Consider the following 20700-nt stretch of genomic DNA (forward strand, 5'->3'; position numbering starts at 1 on the left):
GCAGACAGTCCGCCATTCAGACATGCGTCTGAGCCAAATCAGGACAGTCTGAATGCCTCATATGCTGATTCAAGCATCTGAACGGAATCTGCCTCTTCAAGATCATAATCTCCTGTTACAGCCATGCATCCTGCGCCATGAATGAATATCCACATCTTCATAAAAAGCTGCTCAGCATCAGGAACACCCTGTTCCTTTGCTTTGCTGACTTCACGAACAACGTTTTCATCAGAACCGTTTACAACATCATACATGCTGGCACCTTCATTAGCCTCAGATACAAAAAGAAGCTTGAAAAGATTAGGATGCTTCTGAGCAAAAGTGATATAGCTAAGCCCAAGATCCACAAAGGGAGTATCATGCTTGGTAGTTGCCTTGCGACTAAAATCTTCAAAGAAGGCTACAGCCTTAGCTACAACATCCTTCTTAAGCTCATCCATGTTATCATATATTCTGAAAATAGGCTGAGTAGAACAGCCTGCAGCAGCGGCAAGCCTTCTGGATGTTATCTTGTCAAATCCTTCTTTCTTAGTTATCTTAAATGCCGCATTTACAATCTCTTCCTGTGTAATGGTGGCTTTTCTGGACATATACAGACCTCCGTCATCTTATATTTGTTGATATATCAATACAATTGCAGTTGCCTCCTATTTCCTGTTCCATCAAGGAACTGCCATCATAGCTTTATCATCAGGGCAACTACTGTAGTTTCACGTATGTATGAAACCTTCTTTACCGTATCACGTGTTATTATTTTAGTGTTTTGTACTTACTATGTCAACAAGCTTAATTATAGATTATTGAATTTCCTCAGAAAAATAAAAAAATAGGAAAGTAATTTCCTATGATACAAAAAAAATCGTATAGGTCCAGATCCTCGCATAGCGAGGACCTGATCCTATACGAAAATATTGAAGATACTTGCTCTCCTACATCTCCACATATCTGTGGAAGATGTCACTCTTTTTACTGGAAGTTTGTAACCAGCGCAGCTATACGTGCCACAAACAGGATAAACACAGCCCACATAACAGGTGAGATATCCTTTGCCTTGCCGATGAAGATCTTAACAATAACCCATCCAAGGATTGCAAACATGATACCTGTTGCTATGGAGTATGAAAGAGGCATCATAACAAGTGCAAAGTAAGCACCAAGTGTATCAGCAATGTCGCCATCGAATGTGATGTTCTTTGCGCTTGAAACCATAAGCATACCTACATACACAAGTGCAGGAGCAGTTGCAAAAGAAGGGATAGCAAGGAATACAGGGCTAAGAACAAGTGAAACAAGGAACATTACACCTGTTGTTAAAGCTGTGAGACCTGTACGACCGCCTGCAGCAACACCGGCTCCTGATTCAACGAAGCTTGTTACTGTAGATGTACCAAGGCAAGCACCTACTGTTGTTCCTACAGCATCTGACATGAATACGCTTCCGACCTTAGGAAGGTTGCCATCCTCATCAAGAAGATCAGCCTTATCTGCTACACCTACTACTGTTCCTACTGTATCGAAGATATCTACATAAAGGAAGCTGAATACGATCGCGATAAACTGAACGAAATGTCCTGCTGCCCAGCCAAAATCAAACTTAAATGCAGTCTCTGAAATACCGCCAAGCTGAGTAAGCCCCTGTGAGAAATCCGGGAATACATTGGTAGCTGTATACCAGCCTGTAGCCTGAGCAACCATGCCAAGTACCCAAGTTGCAAGGATTCCAATAAGAACAGAACCGGTAACCTTGAAGTGTTCAAGAACAATTACAATAATAATGCCTACAAGTGCAAGAACCACATCAGCATCTCTGAAGCTACCAAGAGCAACTGTTGTTGACTCACTGGGAACAATGATATTTGCTCCTCTAAGTCCGATGAACGCGATGAAAAGACCAATACCTGCAGAGATACCAAACTTAAGGTTCTGAGGTATGCTGTTTATTATTTTCTCACGGAATTTAACAAGTGACATAAGAAGGAAAATGATACCTTCTACAAGTACAGCTGTTAAACAAATCTTGAATGCATTTTCACCTTCCGCTGCAAGCTCACCAAGGCATACCGTATAAGCAAAGTATGCGTTAAGGCCAAGGCCAGCTGAAAGAGCTATAGGATAATTTGCGGCAAATGCCATGATAAATGTAGCAATAGCTGATGCCACAGCAGTTGCAACAAATACACCACCGGGATTCATTACTACTCCCAGAATACTCGGATTGACAGCCAGAATATAGGCCATTGAAAGGAACGTGGTAAGACCGGCAATTATCTCGGTTTTTACCGTTGTATTGTGCTCCTTTAGCTTAAAAACTTTCTCCAACATTTTTTGTCTCCTCCTAAAACAATGTCGATTGACCATAAAAAATATAGCATAAAAAAGAGAGACCGAAAAGTCTCTCTTGTCTATACTCTTAATTCTTTTTTTCTACAACAAATTCTACCTTTTCTTTTGTAACGCCAACCTTGATGCCGCTGGCAAGCGCTGCAAGAATAGATTCACTAAGTTCATTCTGCGGAACATCATCTCTATCAATATCCCACTCATATTTCTGATTATTATCGGATTTTTCCGCAGATTGTATACCTCTTACCATAGCGTCGAAAATTCTGCTGGCAAAGCCGCTTATAGCCTCATTCCTACGTGTGCTGGAAAGAGCTATAAGGCGCTTATATTCCTTTGATCCGACTTTTGTATTAATGCTAAGATGAATCCTGAATTCAAATCCGCTTCCCTCAATCCAGAAAGAAGCTATACTTCCCTGTATAAGTGTACTAAAGAGTGATATGGATTCTTCTGCCATGAGCTCAAGCTTATGAGAATCATGTTTTCTAAGTCTCTGTTTCTTTGAAAAATGGTCTGCAAGCGCTTTTACTTTATCAACATCATTATCAGAACCCACTAATTTCAAATTATTGGTTCTGTAATGTCGTTTTTCCGGTGTCAGTTTTTCGTCATTGACAATAGTCGATGTCTTCTGTTTTTCCTTAACGCCTTCGCCAATTTTGCCTGCATCCACAACATTGATATAGTTGTACGGAATCTGTATATTGTTAGCCCTAAATGCTTCAACCACACGCGTATTTATATCTGTTGTTGCCATATAAGTGCTGGTTCCTTTCGGGACAAAAATAGTGGTCTCCAGCACAAGAGCACTCTCTCCAAGCTTTAAAAAGTATACAGGCCCTGAATCTTCACGAAAACCATTTCTTTCAATACTAAGTGTATACGGACTTTCTGCCACACAGTCCCTTATCACATCCGAAGCCTGCTGAACATTGGCATCAAACCCTATAGTATATTGAAGATGAACTCCGTTTTTAAATTTATCCTTGTAGCTATAATTTATTACAGTCTTGGAATTAAGCTGACTGTTTGGCACAACAATTTTTAGTCCGTCATATATGGCTACAACGATGTGTCTTAGAGTAATATCCTCAACTATCCCGGGTTCAAGTCCATCCACAATGATTCTGTCACCAATTTCAAAAGGTTTGCTCATGCTTATAAGTAGTCCGCATATCACATCAGAAATTGCTGTCTGAGCAGCAAAGCCTACTATGGCTACTATAAGTGCAGATCCTGTCAGTAGTGCCCTACGCAGATTAAACTCCGGATTAAAAAGAGCAATTATCTGCATTACACATACTGCTAAAATGGCAAGCTCTGCCAACTGGCACAAATAATTTCTATGCAGGACATTTCCTCCGCCGCCTCTGTTCTTAAAGGCGCGAAGAATCAGAATCACTACGACACCGCCTACCAAAATGATTAGACTGCGCATGATGTTGTTCATATCAGCATCCCCCGCTTATCTTTAACTACGCACTTTCCTGTCGGTTCCAAAGATTTTTATTCAATATTCCGCATATTATTAACGATATAATAATTGTACTATATTAAAAGATAGTTAAATATGTGGCATTTCGGAAGATTTGATTAACTTTTCATAAACAACAATATTAACAGTTTACTATTTTGGCAAATTCCGGTTTAAGAGAAGCCCCACCGATAAGGCCTCCATCTATATCAGGCTGAGAAAAAAGCTGAGCAGCATTTCCGGCGTTTACAGATCCACCGTATATAATACGCACCATTTCAGCAGTATCTTCGTCATACATCTCTTCTATACAGTTGCGGATAAGCCCGCATACTTCCTCAGCCTGCTCAGCTGTAGCAGTCTCGCCGGTACCAATAGCCCATATGGGCTCATAGGCAATCACCATATTCTGAACATCTATCTCAGATATACCTGCAAGATCTGACTTTAGCTGCATTCTGATAAAGTCTCCTGTTATATCCATCTCTCTTTGCTTCAGAGTTTCTCCGCAGCAAAGGATTGGTGTAAGACCATGCTCAAAAGCCTTTTTCAGCTTCTTATTTAACATATCATCAGTTTCATGATTATACTCACGTCTCTCAGAATGACCGAGAATAACACATTTTACACCTGCATCAACAAGCATAGATGGTGATATCTCACCTGTATATGCACCACTCTCCTCGTAATGCATATTCTGTGCTCCTATCACGATATTTGTTCCTCTACTTGCAGTAATCGCAGGAACAATATCTATTGCAGGAACGCACATTACTACATCCGTTTCAGCGCCATCAACTTCAGGCTTTAGTTTTGCTATAAAAGCCACTGTCTCGGCAGGCGTCATGTTCATTTTCCAATTTCCGGCAACAATCCTTTTTCTTGACATTCTTTACTCCTCAATAGAGAAAAGCCAATGTCCGTTCTTATTACCCAGACACTGGCTCTTCATAATTTTGATTTTTATATAATATTGAACGCTTTTTCATCTTTGCGTTCAAGAAGTCATAAAAATCAGATTAAGCATTTACAATCTTACCGAAATCAGGCTTAAGTGATGCACCACCGATAAGGCCACCATCGATATTGGGCTTAGAAAGAAGCTCAGCAGCATTGCCTGCGTTCATTGATCCGCCATACTGGATGCGAACTTCGTCTGCAGTAGCCTGATCATAAAGCTTAGCGATAAGCTCACGGATAAGTCCGCAAACTTCTTCAGCCTGGTCAGCTGTAGCTGTCTCACCTGTACCGATAGCCCAAATAGGCTCATAAGCTATAACAAGCTTCTTAACCTGGTCAGCTGTTACGCCATCAAGATCCCATGTAATCTGTCTCTCAATCCATTCCTTGTAAGTATCAGCCTTACGAAGTGCAAGTGACTCACCGCAGCAAAGAATAGGTGTAAGACCTGATGCGAAAGCCTTCTTAACCTTCTGGTTGATAAGAATATCATTCTCACCGAAGATATCTCTTCTCTCTGAATGGCCGATGATAACGTACTCAACGCCTGCATCCTTAAGCATAGGTGCAGAAATCTCACCTGTGAAAGCACCGCTGTCTACAATATAGAAGTTCTCAGCACCAACGTGTACGTTTGTGCCCTTAACAGCTTCGACAACAGGTACGATGTCGATTGCAGGTACGCAATAAACTACATCTACATCATCATTTTTTACTAAATCTTTAAGCTCATTGCAAAGAGCTACAGCCTCACTGGGAGTCTTGTTCATCTTCCAGTTGCCGGCAATTATACGTCTTCTTGACATTTTTATGCCTCCTAAAAATTGTTATTGTTCTGCTCTCAGGCTTCGCCTTCGCCAAAACTAATAGTAATTCTAAGCTCGTAAAAACCTCGCTAAGAATTACTTATTATCAGCAGCAACTACGCCGGGAAGTTCCTTACCTTCAAGGAATTCAAGAGAAGCACCGCCACCTGTTGAAATATGACTCATTTTGTCCGCGAAGCCAAGCTGGTTAACAGCAGCTGCACTATCACCACCACCGATGATTGTTGTAGCATCTGTCTCAGCAAGTGCTTTAGCAACAGCCTTAGTACCTTCAGCAAGTACAGGGTTCTCGAATACACCCATAGGTCCGTTCCAAACAACAGTCTTAGCACTCTTTACAGCGTCTGCGAAGAGCTCTCTTGTCTTAACGCCGATATCAAGACCTTCCTTATCAGCAGGAATTGAGCTTGACTCAACGATAGCTGTTTCAATGTCAGGATTGTCAATAGGATCCGGGAAGCCTGTTGATACAACTGTATCGATAGGAAGAAGAAGCTTCTTGCCATTCTTCTCTGCCTTCTCCATCATTTCCTTACAATAGTCGATCTTCTCGTTATCAACAAGTGAAAGACCAACTTCATATCCCTTAGCCTTAAGGAATGTGTAAGCCATACCACCACCGATGATAAGTGTATCGCACTTCTCAAGGAGGTTATTGATAACATTAAGCTTATCAGCAACCTTAGCACCACCGAGGATTGCTACGAAAGGACGAACCGGATTCTCTACAGCATTGCCAAGGAAGTCGATTTCCTTCTGCATAAGGTAACCAACTGCGCAGTTGCCACCCTTCTCACGAACATACTTTGTAACAACAGCTACAGAAGCATGTGCTCTGTGAGCAGAACCAAAAGCATCACATACATAATCATCACAAAGATCAGCAAGCTCTTTTGCAAAAGCTTCGCCTGCCTCTGAAGGCTTTGTCTCTTCCTTGCCACGGAAACGTGTATTCTGAAGAAGAACTACATCGCCCTCACCCATAGCCTCTACAGCAGCAGTTGCATCTGCACCTGTTACATTGTAGTCGCCAACGAACTTAACGTCCTTGCCAAGCTTAGCAGAAAGGCTCTTAGCTACAGGAGCAAGAGACTCGCCCTCGTTAGGACCATTCTTTACCTTACCAAGATGTGAGCAAAGGATAACCTTTCCACCATCAGCGATAAGCTTCTTGATTGTAGGAAGTGCTGCATTGATACGTGTCTCGTCTGTGATCTCGCCGTTCTTAAGAGGTACGTTGAAGTCGCAACGAACAAGTACTCTTCTGCCCTTTGCGCTGAAATCATCAACAGATTTCTTATTAAGTGCCATTTTTTTATCCTCCTGGAATTTATTTTTCTAAATAGAAAAAGGGTTCGGTCCTAATGGACCGGACCCTTTCAAATATACATACTCTGGTTTTAAAAAGAAGTTCAGTTCCCACACCTTGTACTTTTCAGAACTGCGTGCGAACCAACCTGCGAGATTATTATTTAACGAACTTCTCGAAGTACTTGATTGTACGAACCATCTGAGATGTGTATGAGTTCTCGTTGTCATACCATGAAACAACCTGAACTTCATAGAGGTCGTCACCAATCTTTGTAACCATTGTCTGTGTAGCATCGAAGAGTGAACCATATGTCATTCCAACGATATCAGAAGATACGATCTCATCCTCGTTGTAACCGAATGTCTCAGGATCTGAAGCCTTCTTCATAGCCTCGTTGATGCTCTCCTTAGTAACTTCTGTGCTGCTCTTAACTACAGCGAAGAGAAGTGTTGTTGAACCTGTCGGAACCGGTACTCTCTGAGCAGCGCCGATGAGCTTGCCGTTAAGTTCAGGAATAACAAGGCCGATAGCCTTTGCAGCACCTGTGCTGTTAGGAACGATGTTAACAGCGCCTGCACGAGCTCTTCTAAGGTCACCCTTTCTCTGAGGTCCGTCAAGGATCATCTGATCACCTGTGTAAGCATGAATTGTTGCCATGATACCAGACTGGATAGGTGCATAGTCGTTAAGAGCCTTAGCCATAGGTGCAAGGCAGTTTGTTGTACAAGAAGCTGCAGAGATGATGTTGTCATCAGCTGTAAGTGTCTCGTGGTTAACGTTATATACGATAGTAGGAAGATCATTTCCTGCAGGAGCAGAAATAACAACCTTCTTAGCACCAGCGTTGATGTGTGCCTGAGCCTTGTCCTTAGATGTGTAGAAACCTGTACACTCAAGAACAACGTCTACACCGATTTCGCCCCAAGGAAGGTTATTAGCATCAGCTTCCTTGTAGATCTTGATTTCCTTACCGTTTACTGTAATGGAATCCTCGCCGTAAGAAACCTTATCAGCGTACTTATACTTGCCCTGTGATGAGTCATACTTAAGAAGGTGAGCAAGCATCTTAGGAGCTGTAAGATCGTTGATTGCTACGATCTCTGTTCCTTCGTGCTCAAACATCTGTCTGAATGCAAGACGACCGATACGGCCAAAACCATTAATTGCTACCTTTACTGCCATTTTAAGTCCTCCTAAAATGATTAAAATAAATTTATTTGCTGTTACTAATTCTTTACAACGTGATTGTCAAAAATTTGACAGCAAATACATTTTATCTGACTTCTTACTTTTTTTCAAGTAATCTGACCTAAAAACATAAAATAATCATAATAAAAAGACGAATAACATTAATTATGCCACTCTTCATTTTAACGATTTGGAAACTTCTTTTTAAAATGGTACAATTAAAAGCTGAAGCTCAGAAGAAATGGAGAAAAACAAATGGCAAAAATTTTACCTGCGGATTTTCATTTACATACACACCACTCCGGAGACTGCGACTCACCGATGGAACTGGTAATAGAAAAGGCCATTGAGAAAGGTCTGCCCGCAATATGCATAACTGAGCACATGGACATGGACTATGTCATATCTGAAGAAACTCCCGAAGGATTATTTGAGGTAGATACTGATGCGTACCAAAAAGAGCTCCTTATTTTAAAAGGCAAATATAAGGAAAAAATAGACATATTCTTCGGAATAGAGCTTGGTCTGCAGCCACAGATAGTCAGCGCAAACGATGACTATATTAAAAAGTACCCCTTTGACTTCGTCATAGGCTCAAACCATCTGTGTCACAGACAGGATCCCTACTACTCCTATTTCTACGAAGGAAGGACTGAAACTGAAGCATTTAGAGAATTCTTCGAGTCAACGCTTGAAAATATCACTTTGTTTGACAATTTTGACGTTCTGGGGCATCTGGACTACCTCGTGCGCTATGCCCCAAATCTGAACAAAAACTATAAATATCACGATTACTCTGATGTTATCGATGAGATTCTGCGAATACTTATAAATAAAGGAAAAGGCCTTGATATAAATACCAAATCATTATATTCAGAGCCTTCACTTAATGATCTAAATCCCTGCAAAGATATAATAAAACGCTACCATGAGCTTGGCGGTGAAATAATCACCTTCGGATCCGATGCCCATTATCCGGAAAATGTGGGATTAGGCTTTGAAACAGCTGTAGAAATAGTGAAAGCCTGCGGCTTCAGGCATTATACTCTCTTTTCAAACAGGGAGCCCAAATTTATAAAGCTTTGAGTTTTCACAATGCAAAGAAAGCTCAGTTTCGGCAGGCTAAACCAGGAAAGAAATGCCTCCTCAGGTACTCCGACAGATATAAACAGTAAAAGCCCGGCTATGTAAGTGTATCTACATAGCCGGGCATATATTATATTAGGAATTCATGACCGCAAATCGGAAAATGCGTTCAATATTCTATTATTTAAAGAATGCCATCTCTTCATTTAGTCTTTCTGCAACTTCCTTAAGGGAATCCGCAGAGGATGCAAGGGTTGTAACCGTAGCGGACAGCTCCTGCATTGAAGCTCCGGTTTCTTCTGAGGATGCAGCATTTTCTTCTGAAATAGCCGACAGTGAAGCCATGGCATCAGCCACAACATTCTTGGCATCAACACAGGTTCCGGCGTCAGTCTCAATACTCTTTACGCTTACAACCGTTGAAGAAATATCCTCTATCATCGTATTAACACTCTGAACAGTATTGCCCAGAACAGCCTGCTGCTCGTCATTTTGCCGCTGAACCTCCGAAGCCATTTCAACCGCAGACTGGGATTCTGACAATAGTATATCCATCTCTCTTCTGATATCATCAGCCATATTCCTGGAATCGTCCGCAAGTTTGCCGATTTCCTCAGCAACTACCGCAAATCCCTTGCCGGCTTCACCCGCTCTTGCAGCCTCAATTGAAGCATTCAGAGACAAAAGGTTTGTCTGAGATGCTATCGAAGCGATACCCATAACCTTCTCATTGATATTCTCAACCGCTTTACTTGTAGCACCAATCTTCTCTGTGATCTGAACGATACTCTCACTCATATTTTCAGAGCTGTGCTGCAAATCAGCAAGACTCTGTGCGGATTCCGTACTGACCTCCTGCATTCTTCCTGCAAGATTAGAAAGCTCATCTGTACTTGCCTGCACATTTCCTGTCGCTTCGCCGATGCTTCCTACGTTCTCAGTTACACTCTGAATCTCATCTGCCTGCTGTGTAGCACCTGATGCAATCTCCTGAACGGCATTTGATACATCATCTGCCGTCTGAGATATCTGATTGGCGGTATCTGCGAGTTCTTCCGATGAGCTGTTAACAGAAACCGTTGAATCCTTTATGCTTGTCACAATGGACTGTAACTTCTCTATTACAGTATTCGTACTGTTTATTATGTTTCCAAACTCATCCTGTCTGTTTGTAAACTTGTCTATTTTTTGGAACTGACCTTCTGCCAGACATTTTATGGATTCATTAACTGCCTTAAGAGGTCCTGTGAAGGAATTAGCCATTTTGACGGATATGAAGATAGCAATCGCTACTATGATAATTCCCATAGTTATTAAAATATTGCAGCTTCTAAAAGTGGGTCCCATAACCACGTTATAGTTCGCGCAAGTAATGACCATCCAACCTGTCATGGGTTCTTTCTGATATGACATAACATACTTTATGCCTTCATTATCACCTATAGTACTTCCGGCTTCAACAGTCTTAGCCTGCTCAAACATAGGCATTGCACTCAAATCCATCATGTTATTTACGTCAACTTCCCAATCGGAATGACCTATAACAAGTCCGTCTCTATCAAGGATAAATGCCTGCTCACCCTTAGACGCATCAACATTTGCCACCAAAAAGTCGTGTAATGTCTCAAGGCTATAGGTTCTCTGCATTGTACCAAGGACAGCTCCCGACTCATCCTTTATGGCAGTAATTATGAAAATTGTAGCTTTTCCGGTGGTCTTTGAAGTATACACTCCTGAGATAAGGGTATTTCCTTTTAAACCCTCCTGAAAATAATCTCTGTCTGCTATATTTGTAAGTTCACCCGATGATCTCACCAGTTGGTTTCCGTCAGGAGCAGTTATAATGACAGCGTTGTCTCCCTGAAGCTTGGACTCTATATTCTGAAGCCATTTCTGCATAGCTTCATTATCCCTCTCCTCAGGAGCAGCCTGCATATACTCAACAACTATAGGACTTGATGCCGCTGTTTCAAGCGCCACTATCATCTCATTCAGATACTGCATATAGGATTTTTCAATCACTTCTGCCTTCTCTACATTGATGCTCTCGGCATCTGTCAGGGACTTACTCATAGAAGTGTTGTAGCTGACAATTATAGCTAACAGTATAGGTATGATACATATCAGCATCATCGTGCAGATCAGCTTGGGCTTAACACTCTGAAAAAAGCCCTTTTTCTCAACGCTTTGTTCATTTTCTTTTGCCATGACGTACCTCCTCATATAACCGGCAGATTTATATATCCTTTTCAACTGTCAGAAAGCACTCTTCTGCCAGTTCTGTTTCCTTTTCATACAATATGTCCTTAAGACGCCACAATAAAATACTGCTTGGAAAAGACATCACTTCAGTCCTCCCTGCACCCATCCTAAGGAGCTTTCTTCTAAGCCTGTAGCACTCTTCCAGGTACATATAACCAGCAAATGCCACCAGTATCAAAATTATTAAAGCACAAACAAACACTACTATTTTCAGCATACTAATATCCCATCAGATTAATGCTTTCGCTTAATCGTGATTATACTAAAAAAGTATTTATGAATGTGTGATTTTCCGAATATTTTACGCTAACTTTATCTTTAGTTTATGGTTAATGCATTTTTTTTAAATAGCCTATATCTTATAATGATATCGAGGAGTTTATGCACCCATAAACTCGCATTTTTACTGTAAATAAGCGCTTAGGGAGACAGTTTTCATGCCTTATAAAAAGAGTCTTGCAAAGAAGCTCCGGATAATAAAAACCACCTTTCTGGTCATATTTATCGTTCTTTCGTGTATATACTTTGCAATTCTCATTTTCAATCAGGATTTCCGAAGCAGGATAATCGATGACAAGTGGTTTATGGCTTCCTTCATCGTCACCTTTCTGTCTCTTCTTACAGGTTTTACCAATCTTCTCATCGATTTTATTTTGGTTAAGAAAAATACAGAGATAGCAAGGGATCTCAGGGATCTTGCATTTCTTGACAAGCTTACGGGACTCCCCAACAGGTACAGTATCGACCGCATCTCTCAGAAATACGATTCTAAAGAAAAGCTGGCAAACCTGGGATGCGTTTTACTGGGTATAAAAAATTTGAAAGATATAAACGAAAAAAGCGGAAGGTCCGGTGGTGACAAGCTGATCTCCGATTTCTGCGCAATCCTTGAATCTGTTGGCACTCAGTACGGCTTGATTGGCAGAAACAGCGGAAATGAATTTTTGCTGGTGATGGAAAACTGCGACCGCATGGCGGTTGATGCTTTTATATCAGAGCTTATGCAGCGCATTCACAACCACAATGTCATATCTCCGGATTGTCCCATTGAACTTATATACTCAAGTGCTCTTGCAGATGAAGTTCATGCTGATCATTTTTATGCACTGATAACCAGTGCTTACAAAAGCTTTGAGGAGAGCACTTTTAATGACCACGAATGAGGGCAAATATGTTTAACCGTAATTATGATGCAAAAATCAGAAGGCTTGTCCTTGGCGCGTGGAATGATGACGCGGAAAGCTTTGCAGAGCTCTACAGCCTGACTGTAGATGATATCTACAACTACTGCATGCACATCCTGGATGACAAAAAAGAAAGTCTGCAGGCAGTTAATGAGATTTACTTTGTTGCAAAGGACAATATTTTAAAGTTAAAGGATCCGTCACTTTTCCCTGCATGGCTAAGGCGTATAGCCTTCGATGTATGTTACAGGAAAGCCATAACCTCGTCCCGCACAGATTTGTTTACGCTCCTGCACCCTGACGAGCTGCTCTCTCTTCCCTTTTTTGAGAGGCAGATTTTTTTCCTTCACGACTTTACAGGACTTTCAGACAAAGAAATTGCCAACGCCCTTCATATAAGAAAAAAGCATGTATTAAAAATACTCACAAATGCCCGGGAGCATATGTTGGAGCTCAGAAATTTTACAAGATCATAGAACATTATGAGATACGCAAAAAGACGTTCAAACAAATATCATATAGAAAATGAAGATGCAGTAAGGATTCTTACTGAAATTCTGCATGAATCCGGAAAAAACGCAGATTTTATTTTTGATGAAAGCGCCTGTAAGTCACCTGTCAGTAATAGCTTTGCAGATACACGCTTTTATACATTGAGCATTTTTGCATGCATAAGTATGCTGATTTTCACCATTTTTTCTCCTGTGCTGCTCTTCATTTTGCCTCATGGGCCCGTGATTGATGAAGAACGAGCTCTAGCTGCCAAAGCAATGGCCAACAGGGAAACCTACGATGTATCTGCTTTGCAAAAAGGGAGCCGTGATAACACTCCTCTGTGCCTTAGACCAATCGCCGGAGGTAAAGAAGTCCTGAAAAATGAGATAACCATTGTTGACATAACCAACGCAGAAGACGGATACATCATAGTCAGATACATCGGTGATTCCAAAAAGGTCAAGCTCCGCATAACAGGGCCTGATGAAATAGTTTACACCTACAATCTGGCAGTTGACGGAGGCAAAAATGAAGTTTTCCCGCTTCAGGCAGGAGACGGTGAGTACCTTATATGTGTATATGAAAACCTGGCTGCCACACAGTATGTAACTGCCTTTTCAAAAAAAGTAACCGTAACGATAAAGGATAAGTTTCTTCCGTTCCTCTATCCGAACCAATATGTGAATTTTAACGAAGGAAATCAGGCAATAGCTTACAGTGAATATCTCTCATACACCGCAAACAGTGATCTGGAGGTCGTTTCTTCAGTATACAATGCACTTATCAGCAGCCTTTCCTATGATTATGATGAGGCTGAGAATGTGCAGAGCGGATATATTCCCGATGTGGACGAGGTGCTGACCACCGGGAAGGGTATCTGTCTGGATTATGCGGTTTTAATGACCGCCATGCTCCGTTCCCAAAAGATTCCCACCAGAATGGAGGTAGGATACGCAGGTACCGCCTACCATGCATGGATAAGCACCTATATAACAGATATCGGATGGGTCAATGGAATGATCAGATTTGATGGCAAGGAATGGTCGTTGATGGATCCCACATTTGCATCAACAACCGATACTGAAAAACTTGCGAATTTTATCGGAGACGGCAAAAACTACCAGCGAAAATACATTTATTAGTTGTTATCAGGAGACCACAAATGAAATCACGTACACAAAAAGCCTTAACAGATTATGAGATTTCTGTTTTCTGCAGACAGATGGCCCTGCTTATAAAGGCAGGAATTGCGCCTCTTGAGGGAATCGAGATAATGCTGCAGGATTTCAAATTTGAAAATGACGATTCCACCCTGCGCACCATTTCTCAGATACTTAGCTCCGGCGAAAAATTCCATATTGCGCTTCAGATGACCGGCGCTTTTCCCGGATACGTGATTCACATGGTCACAATTGGTGAGGAATCCGGTAACCTTGATCTGGTAATGGATTCGCTTGCTGACTACTATGAGCAGGAAGACACCATAAGAAACAACATCATCAGCGCCATCTCCTATCCTCTCATCATGATAGGCATGATGATCGTTGTAATAATAGTACTCATCACCCAGGTTCTCCCTATTTTCGGACAGGTTTTCGCGCAGCTCGGAACGAGTATGAATACCTTTTCAAGATCACTTATGGCCATTGGTAATGCACTTAGCAGCTACTCTATAGTCTTCATAATCATAATGGTGCTATTTTCGGGAGCCTGCGTTTTCTTTGTAAAAACGAAAAAAGGACATACTATTTTCCGTTCCATCGGAATGCATATCCCGCCTATCAGAAAAATCTACAGCGAGATATCCACTGCAAGATTTGCCAATGGGATGGTGCTTACTCTCTCCAGCGGAATGGATACTTATGAGGGGCTAAGACTTGTAAGCAAGCTGGTGGAATACAAGGAAATGGCTGTAAAAATAGATACCTGCCGTTCGCTGATAGCTTCAGGTGACAGTTTTCCCGAAGCACTTCAGACAGCCGGTATATTTAACAGGTTTTACTCAAGAATGGTTGCCATCGGTTTCCAGTCAGGTTCAATGGATACTGTAATGAAGCAGATAGCAAGAAAATACTCGGATGAAACACAGCGAAAAATGTACAATTTCATCTCCATTTTAGAGCCGACACTAGTCATCATTTTGTCACTTATTGTCGGTCTCATACTGCTATCGGTTATACTTCCCCTCATGGGAATCATGTCATCAATAGGTTAATTTATTTATGGAAGAAATTACTTTAAAGAAAAAAGAGAGCTTAATATCCGAAATTTTTGGCTTTATTGTTCCCACAGTCATCCTGATTTTTATTGTTGCTATTTTCTACACAGGAGTGTCCCAAATCAGCAGCAGCACTTTGGAAAAGCAGGAGGAGAGCCTGTATACAGCTATCAAGCGGGATATTGTGCAGTGCTATTCCCTTGAGGGCATCTATCCCCCAAGCCTTGAATACCTTGAAGAACACTACGCTCTTGTTTATGACAAAAAAGTGTTTTTTGTTGACTACAGACCCATCGCATCCAATATTTACCCGGATGTAACCATTATACGTATTGGAAAGAACTTCGCAGGTGACAGTCCATGAAGAAAAATATGGAAAGTCGTCATACCGTGGATATGCTTTTTGTAGTAGCGCTCCTGTTCCTATTTGCAATGGGGGCTCTGATGCTTATTGCGCTTGGATCAAGCATATATAAACGCGGCGTTGACACACTGACAAAAAGCTATGACAAGCGTACAGCCTATGCTTATATAACTGAAAAGCTGCGTCAATATGATGAAGAAGGAAGTATAACTACCGATATTTTCAACCAATCAGGGGCAATCCGCATAGATACCACGATAGATGACATTCCTTATGTCACTTATCTTTATGACTATGATGGTGCACTCATGGAGCTTTTCGCAAGAGCCGATGTTGGGGAACTCCCCCCTGAAGCCGGTCAGAAAATCATGGACATAGATGATTTTGTAGTTGCCACAAAGGGCAATGGGATTCTCGAGATAACGATAACCTTAAAGGATGGAGAAAATCTGACCTTTATAACCGCTAAACGTTCAGGCAAATAGGAGCAAGATGGCGCATGAACAGAACACTTCACAGCAAAACGAGCCTATTCCTGATGGAGCTCATCATATCAATCCTGTTCTTCTCTGTATCGGGAGCTATATGTGTGCAGCTTTTTGTAAAAGCGCACCTCCTTTCAGAGAGCTCTGTAGAGATAAATAACTCCGTACTATGGACTCAGAATATCTCTGAAACTTTTCAGGGACTAAAAGGTAATCTTCATTCAATTGCAGATTTCTTTTCTGACAGTTCTATAGTTCTCGTTTCCTACGAAGATAACCCTGAGATAGGCACCCTTGTTATGTTCTTCGATGAGGATTGGAACCTTATCAGTTATCCTACAGATAACGGTGCACTGGAAAACGCAAAGTATGAGCTTTTACTTTGCATATCCGAGCTCCCTGCAGCCAAAGTTTACGCCGATACTTCAGCTGACACTTCTCTCATGGAGGGTGTAGCCCTTGTTGGTGAAATAGTGATTCTGAAAATGTCAGACGGCACTATTATTGATCACATTCCGGAAGGCAATAATCCGGGAGTGATTTCTGACAGATATACCGATTATTATGCCGGCATCGCGGAAGGAGACGCCAATGAAACGTAATCCCGTATACAGTACACATATTGGTGCAGCTTCCGTACTTCTGATATTCCTGGTACTTAGCCTTATCTCCTTTGCTGCACTGACACTAGTTAACTCAAGAGCAGATTATGTGCTAAGCAAAAAGATGTATGACAGGTCGGTAGCCTACTATAAAGCCTGTCACGAAGCTAATGGTTTCCTGGCAGAAAATGACGAATTGATAAAAAAAGGCCTTGCCAAAACAGATGGCGAAGGTCTGATCAAAAACAGTTTTACACTTAGTGAATTTCAAACCCTGGATGTGAGTATCAGGCCTTCATCAAATGACAACTCTGTTCCATATGAAATAGCCGGGTGGAAAGTAGTCACTCACACAGATAATGTTATTCTGGATGAGACTCTGCCTGTTATAAAGTAATTTCTGTTTACATTTTGAGGTAAACATATATGACGCATTTTGACCTTAGTAATTACAGCCTTAGAAAAGAATATAAGATCATTTGTGAATACTTTGATAAATGCAAGCAGTCAATAAGCGAAAGCAACAGGTATTCGCTTAGAAAGGCATGCATGTTTATTTCCATGGTACTGGTCGCCATGATTACAATTGCTTATATTGCTGTGCCCGGATTCAGAATAAGTCTCGCTCACTTTTTGCTTATTCCATTAATGGGGATATTCTTTCTCATCAACCTATATACCAGGAGGCTCCCTCCTATGCCCCCTGCCGCAGTAGACATCATCTGCCTTTCTTTTTATTTTCTGCTTTTTTCTCTTTTTATATACAGAGATATGGCGTCAGATCCCGGGCAACAGGCCGTATGGTTTCCTTTGTTTCTCATGGTCTTCCCGACCGTGTATATAGCAAAGATGTACTGGTACGGCATTTTTGAGTTTGTCCTTCTTACAATTTTTTCAGTCGCCTCTTATTACTGTAAGCCCCACGACATTTTCCTGAGGGATGTGTATCTTGGGCTTGCTTCCTACATTCCTTCAATGCTGTGCGCACAGATTATTCTTGTTTCCCGCGCAAAGGAAGGTCTCGCAATAGATGAGCTAACAAGAATAAGTACCATAGATAAGCTTACATATCTTCTGAACAAAGGTGCTCTCCTTTCAAACATCAATAAGTATTTTGAACGAAGAAAGCCCGGCGATCCCTGTGGTATGTGCATTATAGATGTAGATAATTTTAAACAGGTAAACGACAACTTTGGTCACAATGTAGGCGATCTTCTCCTTTCTAATATAGGTGATCTGCTAAGGAAAAATTTCCGTTCTTCCGACTTCATCGGTAGATTTGGCGGTGATGAATTCATGGTATTTATGCCCGGTATTGCGCGCATAGACCTGGTTGAAATGCGTTGTCGCAGCATGCAGATGATGCTTGCGGATCTCGACCTTGGCACAGGCGCTCCCTTCACACTCAGTATCGGTGCCATCATAGATACAGGTGATCATTCCATGGGCGAAGTATTCCGCATGGCAGATGATGCTCTCTATCAGTCCAAGATAATGGGTAAAAATGTAGTAAGTTCCTGGGTTATTCCAAAAAGTAAAATCTTTGGCAAGCCCTTGATTTTGCATGCATGTCCTCCTGACATGAAATGGAGTCAACAATTAAAGCAAAATGAATCAGATCACTATTCAATAATTGAGGAGTATAGCGGTGACACTGCTCTCACCAGCCTTAGCCTGTATCATGAAAGTATACGACTTGTCATAGTGGATCTTGATCTTGAAAAAATCTCCGGTGATCAGGTCATCAGCTATATCAAGGAGCGAGCAGGTTTTATGCATATCCCCGTTATTGCCGTGGCACCTGATGAGGATTCTTTTGTAGAAGCCAGAAAACTCGGCGCAGACAAGGTATTCCTGACAACAGAAAAGGCAGCCTCTTTCAAGGCTGCCATTGATGAGCTGATTTCTACCGGTGCTAAAGAGTCACGCTAATATCATACCCATGATTAATTATGCTGAAACCATCTCAGGTTTATTACCGGTGTAAAGCTGGTAGTATCTCTGCTTGAGTTCAAGTAGTTCCTCATGACTTCCCATCTCTACGATTCTGCCCTGTTCAAGAACTACTATCACATCTGAGTTCTTAACTGTTGATAGGCGGTGAGCAATTACAAAGGTTGTGCGGCCGTGCATGAGTTTATCCATACCGTCCTGAACAATCTTCTCTGTACGTGTGTCGATCGAGCTTGTCGCTTCATCCAGGATAAGTACAGGAGGATTAGCTATTGCTGCTCTGGCAATTGCAAGAAGCTGTCGCTGTCCCTGTGATAGGTTTGCACCATCTCCTGTGAGCATAGTATTGTAGCCTTCAGGAAGGCGCTTGATAAAGCCATGTGCATTTGCAAGTTTGGCTGCTGCCTTAACCTCTTCATCTGTTGCATCAAGTTTACCGAATCTGATATTGTCAGCTACAGTTCCGGTAAAGAGGTGCGTATCCTGAAGTACTACTCCAAGAGACCTTCTAAGGTCTGCTTTTTTTATCTTATTTACATTGATATTGTCATATCTGATTTTTCCGTCCTGAATATCATAGAAGCGGTTTATCAGATTGGTTATCGTTGTTTTTCCGGCACCTGTTGATCCTACAAGTGCAACCTTCTGACCGGGTTTGGCATGAAGAACGATGTTGTGGAGCACCATCTTTTCATCAGTATATCCAAAGTCCACATCATTAAAGGTGACATCACCCTCCATAGGCTGATAGGTTGTAGTACCCTCTGCCTTGTGATAATGCTTCCATGCCCAGCGTCCTGTAAATTCTTTGGACTCTACTATCTGGCCATTTTCTTCCTTCGCATTAACCAGCATTACATAACCGTCATCTGTCTCAGGCTTCTCATCAATGAGCTTAAATACTCGCTCTGCACCCGCAAGTGCCATGATAATACTGTTAAACTGCATTGCTACCTGGTTTATAGGCATTGAGAAACTCTTGTTAAAGGTAAGGAAGCTCGCAAGTCCGCCAACAGTAAATCCCAGATACTGGTTAAGCGCAATCGCTCCGCCTACAATAGCGCAGATAACATAGCTCAAGTTTCCAAGTTGTGCAGTAATTGGCGCAAGTATATTTGAAAATGCATTGGCTTTATAAGCACTCTGATACAGTTCTTCATTAAGCTCATTGAATTTAGCTATAGCTTCGTCTTCATGGCAGAACACCTTAATTACCTTCTGTCCTGTCATCATCTCTTCTATGAAGCCGTTAAGAGTACCTATGTTTTTCTGCTGTGCTACGAAGTTTTTACCTGAAACCTTAGTTGTCTTGGCAGTTACAAATAAAGTAACTGCAACCATAGCCACTGTCACAAGTGTAAGCGGTATGCTCAGCACCAGCATTGATACGAAAACACTTACAATAGTGATCGCACTGTTTAAAAACTGCGGCATGCTCATTCCGATCATCTGCCTTAAAGTATCGATATCATTTGTATAAATCGACATGATATCACCATGAGCATGAGTATCGAAATACTTTATGGGAAGTGACTCCATATGTTCAAACAGCTGAATTCTGAGATTCTTAAGCGTTCCCTGCCCCACATATATCATGAGCCTCGCCTGAACAAATGATGCCACAACGCCAAGTGCATAGAATATGATAACGCGTCCTATCGCCCTGGACAGCGGCCCGTAATCAGGATTCGCCTGGCCTATAAGCGGTGTTATATAGCTATCAATAAGTGTCTTAGTAAAAAGCGTTCCCTGGACATTTGCCACAACAGCCAGAATAATACAAACCACTACAAGCACAAGATGTACAGCATAGGTCTTAAAAACATATCCCATAAGTCTTGCAAATAATTTCCCCGGATTCTCTATCTTAGGTCTCGGAGCCCCTCTCATATGACGACCACCCGGTCCTCGTACTTCCTTTACTTTTTCTTCTGCCATGTATATTTA

Annotated in this window: 20 protein-coding genes; 10 read left to right on the forward strand and 10 right to left on the reverse strand. The window is 41.6% G+C overall.

What is annotated here, in order from left to right; genetic code table 11:
* Nucleotides 1-38 precede the first annotated feature (38 nt).
* From ACHCNF_RS04465 to gap, 7 genes are all read right to left on the reverse strand, one after another.
* Entirely contained in the window at nt 39-590 is a 552-nt protein-coding gene (locus ACHCNF_RS04465) for a TetR/AcrR family transcriptional regulator (RefSeq protein WP_408071590.1), read from the reverse strand.
* 376 nt (nt 591-966) lie between these two features.
* Nucleotides 967-2319 carry an NCS2 family permease gene (locus ACHCNF_RS04470; protein ID WP_408072190.1) on the reverse strand — a complete coding sequence of 451 codons (1353 nt, stop codon included), beginning with the start codon at nt 2317-2319 and terminating at the stop codon, nt 967-969.
* A 91-nt stretch (nt 2320-2410) separates the two neighbouring features.
* A complete protein-coding gene (locus ACHCNF_RS04475; protein WP_408071591.1) occupies nt 2411-3793 on the reverse strand; it encodes a mechanosensitive ion channel family protein in 1383 nt (460 codons plus the stop codon).
* Nucleotides 3794-3959: 166 nt separating this feature from the next.
* Entirely contained in the window at nt 3960-4706 is a 747-nt protein-coding gene (tpiA, locus tag ACHCNF_RS04480; RefSeq protein WP_408071592.1) for a triose-phosphate isomerase, read from the reverse strand.
* Nucleotides 4707-4836: 130 nt separating this feature from the next.
* Entirely contained in the window at nt 4837-5583 is a 747-nt protein-coding gene (tpiA, locus tag ACHCNF_RS04485; protein WP_408071593.1) for a triose-phosphate isomerase, read from the reverse strand.
* A 96-nt stretch (nt 5584-5679) separates the two neighbouring features.
* Nucleotides 5680-6915: a phosphoglycerate kinase gene (locus tag ACHCNF_RS04490; RefSeq protein WP_408071594.1), complete on the reverse strand. Its 1236-nt coding sequence runs from the start codon at nt 6913-6915 to the stop codon at nt 5680-5682.
* A 157-nt stretch (nt 6916-7072) separates the two neighbouring features.
* Nucleotides 7073-8098 carry a type I glyceraldehyde-3-phosphate dehydrogenase gene (gene gap, locus ACHCNF_RS04495; protein ID WP_408071595.1) on the reverse strand — a complete coding sequence of 342 codons (1026 nt, stop codon included), beginning with the start codon at nt 8096-8098 and terminating at the stop codon, nt 7073-7075.
* Between the two features lie 261 nt (nt 8099-8359).
* On the opposite strand from gap, the gene ACHCNF_RS04500 reads away from it, so the two are divergent.
* On the forward strand, nt 8360-9190 hold the full coding sequence (locus ACHCNF_RS04500; RefSeq protein WP_408071596.1) for a histidinol-phosphatase HisJ family protein: 831 nt from the start codon (nt 8360-8362) through the stop codon (nt 9188-9190).
* A gap of 180 nt (nt 9191-9370) precedes the next feature.
* On the opposite strand, the gene ACHCNF_RS04505 is transcribed toward ACHCNF_RS04500, so the two are convergent.
* Together ACHCNF_RS04505 and ACHCNF_RS04510 are read right to left on the reverse strand one after the other, a co-directional pair.
* Entirely contained in the window at nt 9371-11398 is a 2028-nt protein-coding gene (locus tag ACHCNF_RS04505) for a methyl-accepting chemotaxis protein (RefSeq protein ID WP_408071597.1), read from the reverse strand.
* 28 nt (nt 11399-11426) lie between these two features.
* On the reverse strand, nt 11427-11669 hold the full coding sequence (locus ACHCNF_RS04510; RefSeq protein ID WP_408071598.1) for a hypothetical protein: 243 nt from the start codon (nt 11667-11669) through the stop codon (nt 11427-11429).
* A 220-nt stretch (nt 11670-11889) separates the two neighbouring features.
* On the opposite strand from ACHCNF_RS04510, the gene ACHCNF_RS04515 reads away from it, so the two are divergent.
* From ACHCNF_RS04515 to ACHCNF_RS04555, 9 genes are read left to right on the forward strand one after another with little or no spacing between them, the layout of a single operon-like run.
* Complete coding sequence (locus ACHCNF_RS04515; RefSeq protein ID WP_408071599.1) at nt 11890-12615, forward strand: GGDEF domain-containing protein; 726 nt, start codon at nt 11890-11892, stop codon at nt 12613-12615.
* Between the two features lie 8 nt (nt 12616-12623).
* On the forward strand, nt 12624-13112 hold the full coding sequence (locus ACHCNF_RS04520) for an RNA polymerase sigma factor (protein WP_408071600.1): 489 nt from the start codon (nt 12624-12626) through the stop codon (nt 13110-13112).
* Nucleotides 13113-13118: 6 nt separating this feature from the next.
* The gene (locus ACHCNF_RS04525; protein ID WP_408071601.1) at nt 13119-14273 is read left to right on the forward strand and encodes a transglutaminase domain-containing protein; all 1155 of its coding nucleotides are present in this window, start codon (nt 13119-13121) and stop codon (nt 14271-14273) included.
* A gap of 20 nt (nt 14274-14293) precedes the next feature.
* On the forward strand, nt 14294-15346 hold the full coding sequence (locus ACHCNF_RS04530; protein ID WP_408071602.1) for a type II secretion system F family protein: 1053 nt from the start codon (nt 14294-14296) through the stop codon (nt 15344-15346).
* A 7-nt stretch (nt 15347-15353) separates the two neighbouring features.
* Nucleotides 15354-15713 carry a hypothetical protein gene (locus ACHCNF_RS04535; protein WP_408071603.1) on the forward strand — a complete coding sequence of 120 codons (360 nt, stop codon included), beginning with the start codon at nt 15354-15356 and terminating at the stop codon, nt 15711-15713.
* Nucleotides 15710-16198, forward strand: a complete 489-nt coding sequence (locus ACHCNF_RS04540; RefSeq protein ID WP_408071604.1) for a DUF4860 domain-containing protein — start codon at nt 15710-15712, stop codon at nt 16196-16198. The genes ACHCNF_RS04535 and ACHCNF_RS04540 overlap by 4 nt, the downstream gene beginning before the upstream one ends.
* 14 nt (nt 16199-16212) lie before the next feature.
* Nucleotides 16213-16800, forward strand: coding sequence for a hypothetical protein (locus ACHCNF_RS04545; RefSeq protein WP_408071605.1), 588 nt, complete (start codon nt 16213-16215; stop codon nt 16798-16800).
* The gene (locus ACHCNF_RS04550; protein WP_408071606.1) at nt 16790-17197 is read left to right on the forward strand and encodes a hypothetical protein; all 408 of its coding nucleotides are present in this window, start codon (nt 16790-16792) and stop codon (nt 17195-17197) included. The genes ACHCNF_RS04545 and ACHCNF_RS04550 overlap by 11 nt, the downstream gene beginning before the upstream one ends.
* Before the next feature lie 29 nt (nt 17198-17226).
* Nucleotides 17227-18732 (forward strand): diguanylate cyclase, encoded by a 1506-nt coding sequence (locus ACHCNF_RS04555; RefSeq protein WP_408071607.1) that lies wholly within the window; start codon nt 17227-17229, stop codon nt 18730-18732.
* Nucleotides 18733-18750: 18 nt separating this feature from the next.
* Here the strand turns inward: ACHCNF_RS04555 and ACHCNF_RS04560 are convergent, their stop codons facing one another.
* Entirely contained in the window at nt 18751-20691 is a 1941-nt protein-coding gene (locus ACHCNF_RS04560) for an ABC transporter ATP-binding protein (RefSeq protein WP_408071608.1), read from the reverse strand.
* Between the last annotated feature and the right edge of the window lie 9 nt (nt 20692-20700).

It is taken from the genome of Butyrivibrio sp. NATIVEDY162, assembly GCF_045999815.1.
In the GTDB taxonomy this organism is placed as follows: Bacteria; Bacillota; Clostridia; order Lachnospirales; family Lachnospiraceae; genus Butyrivibrio.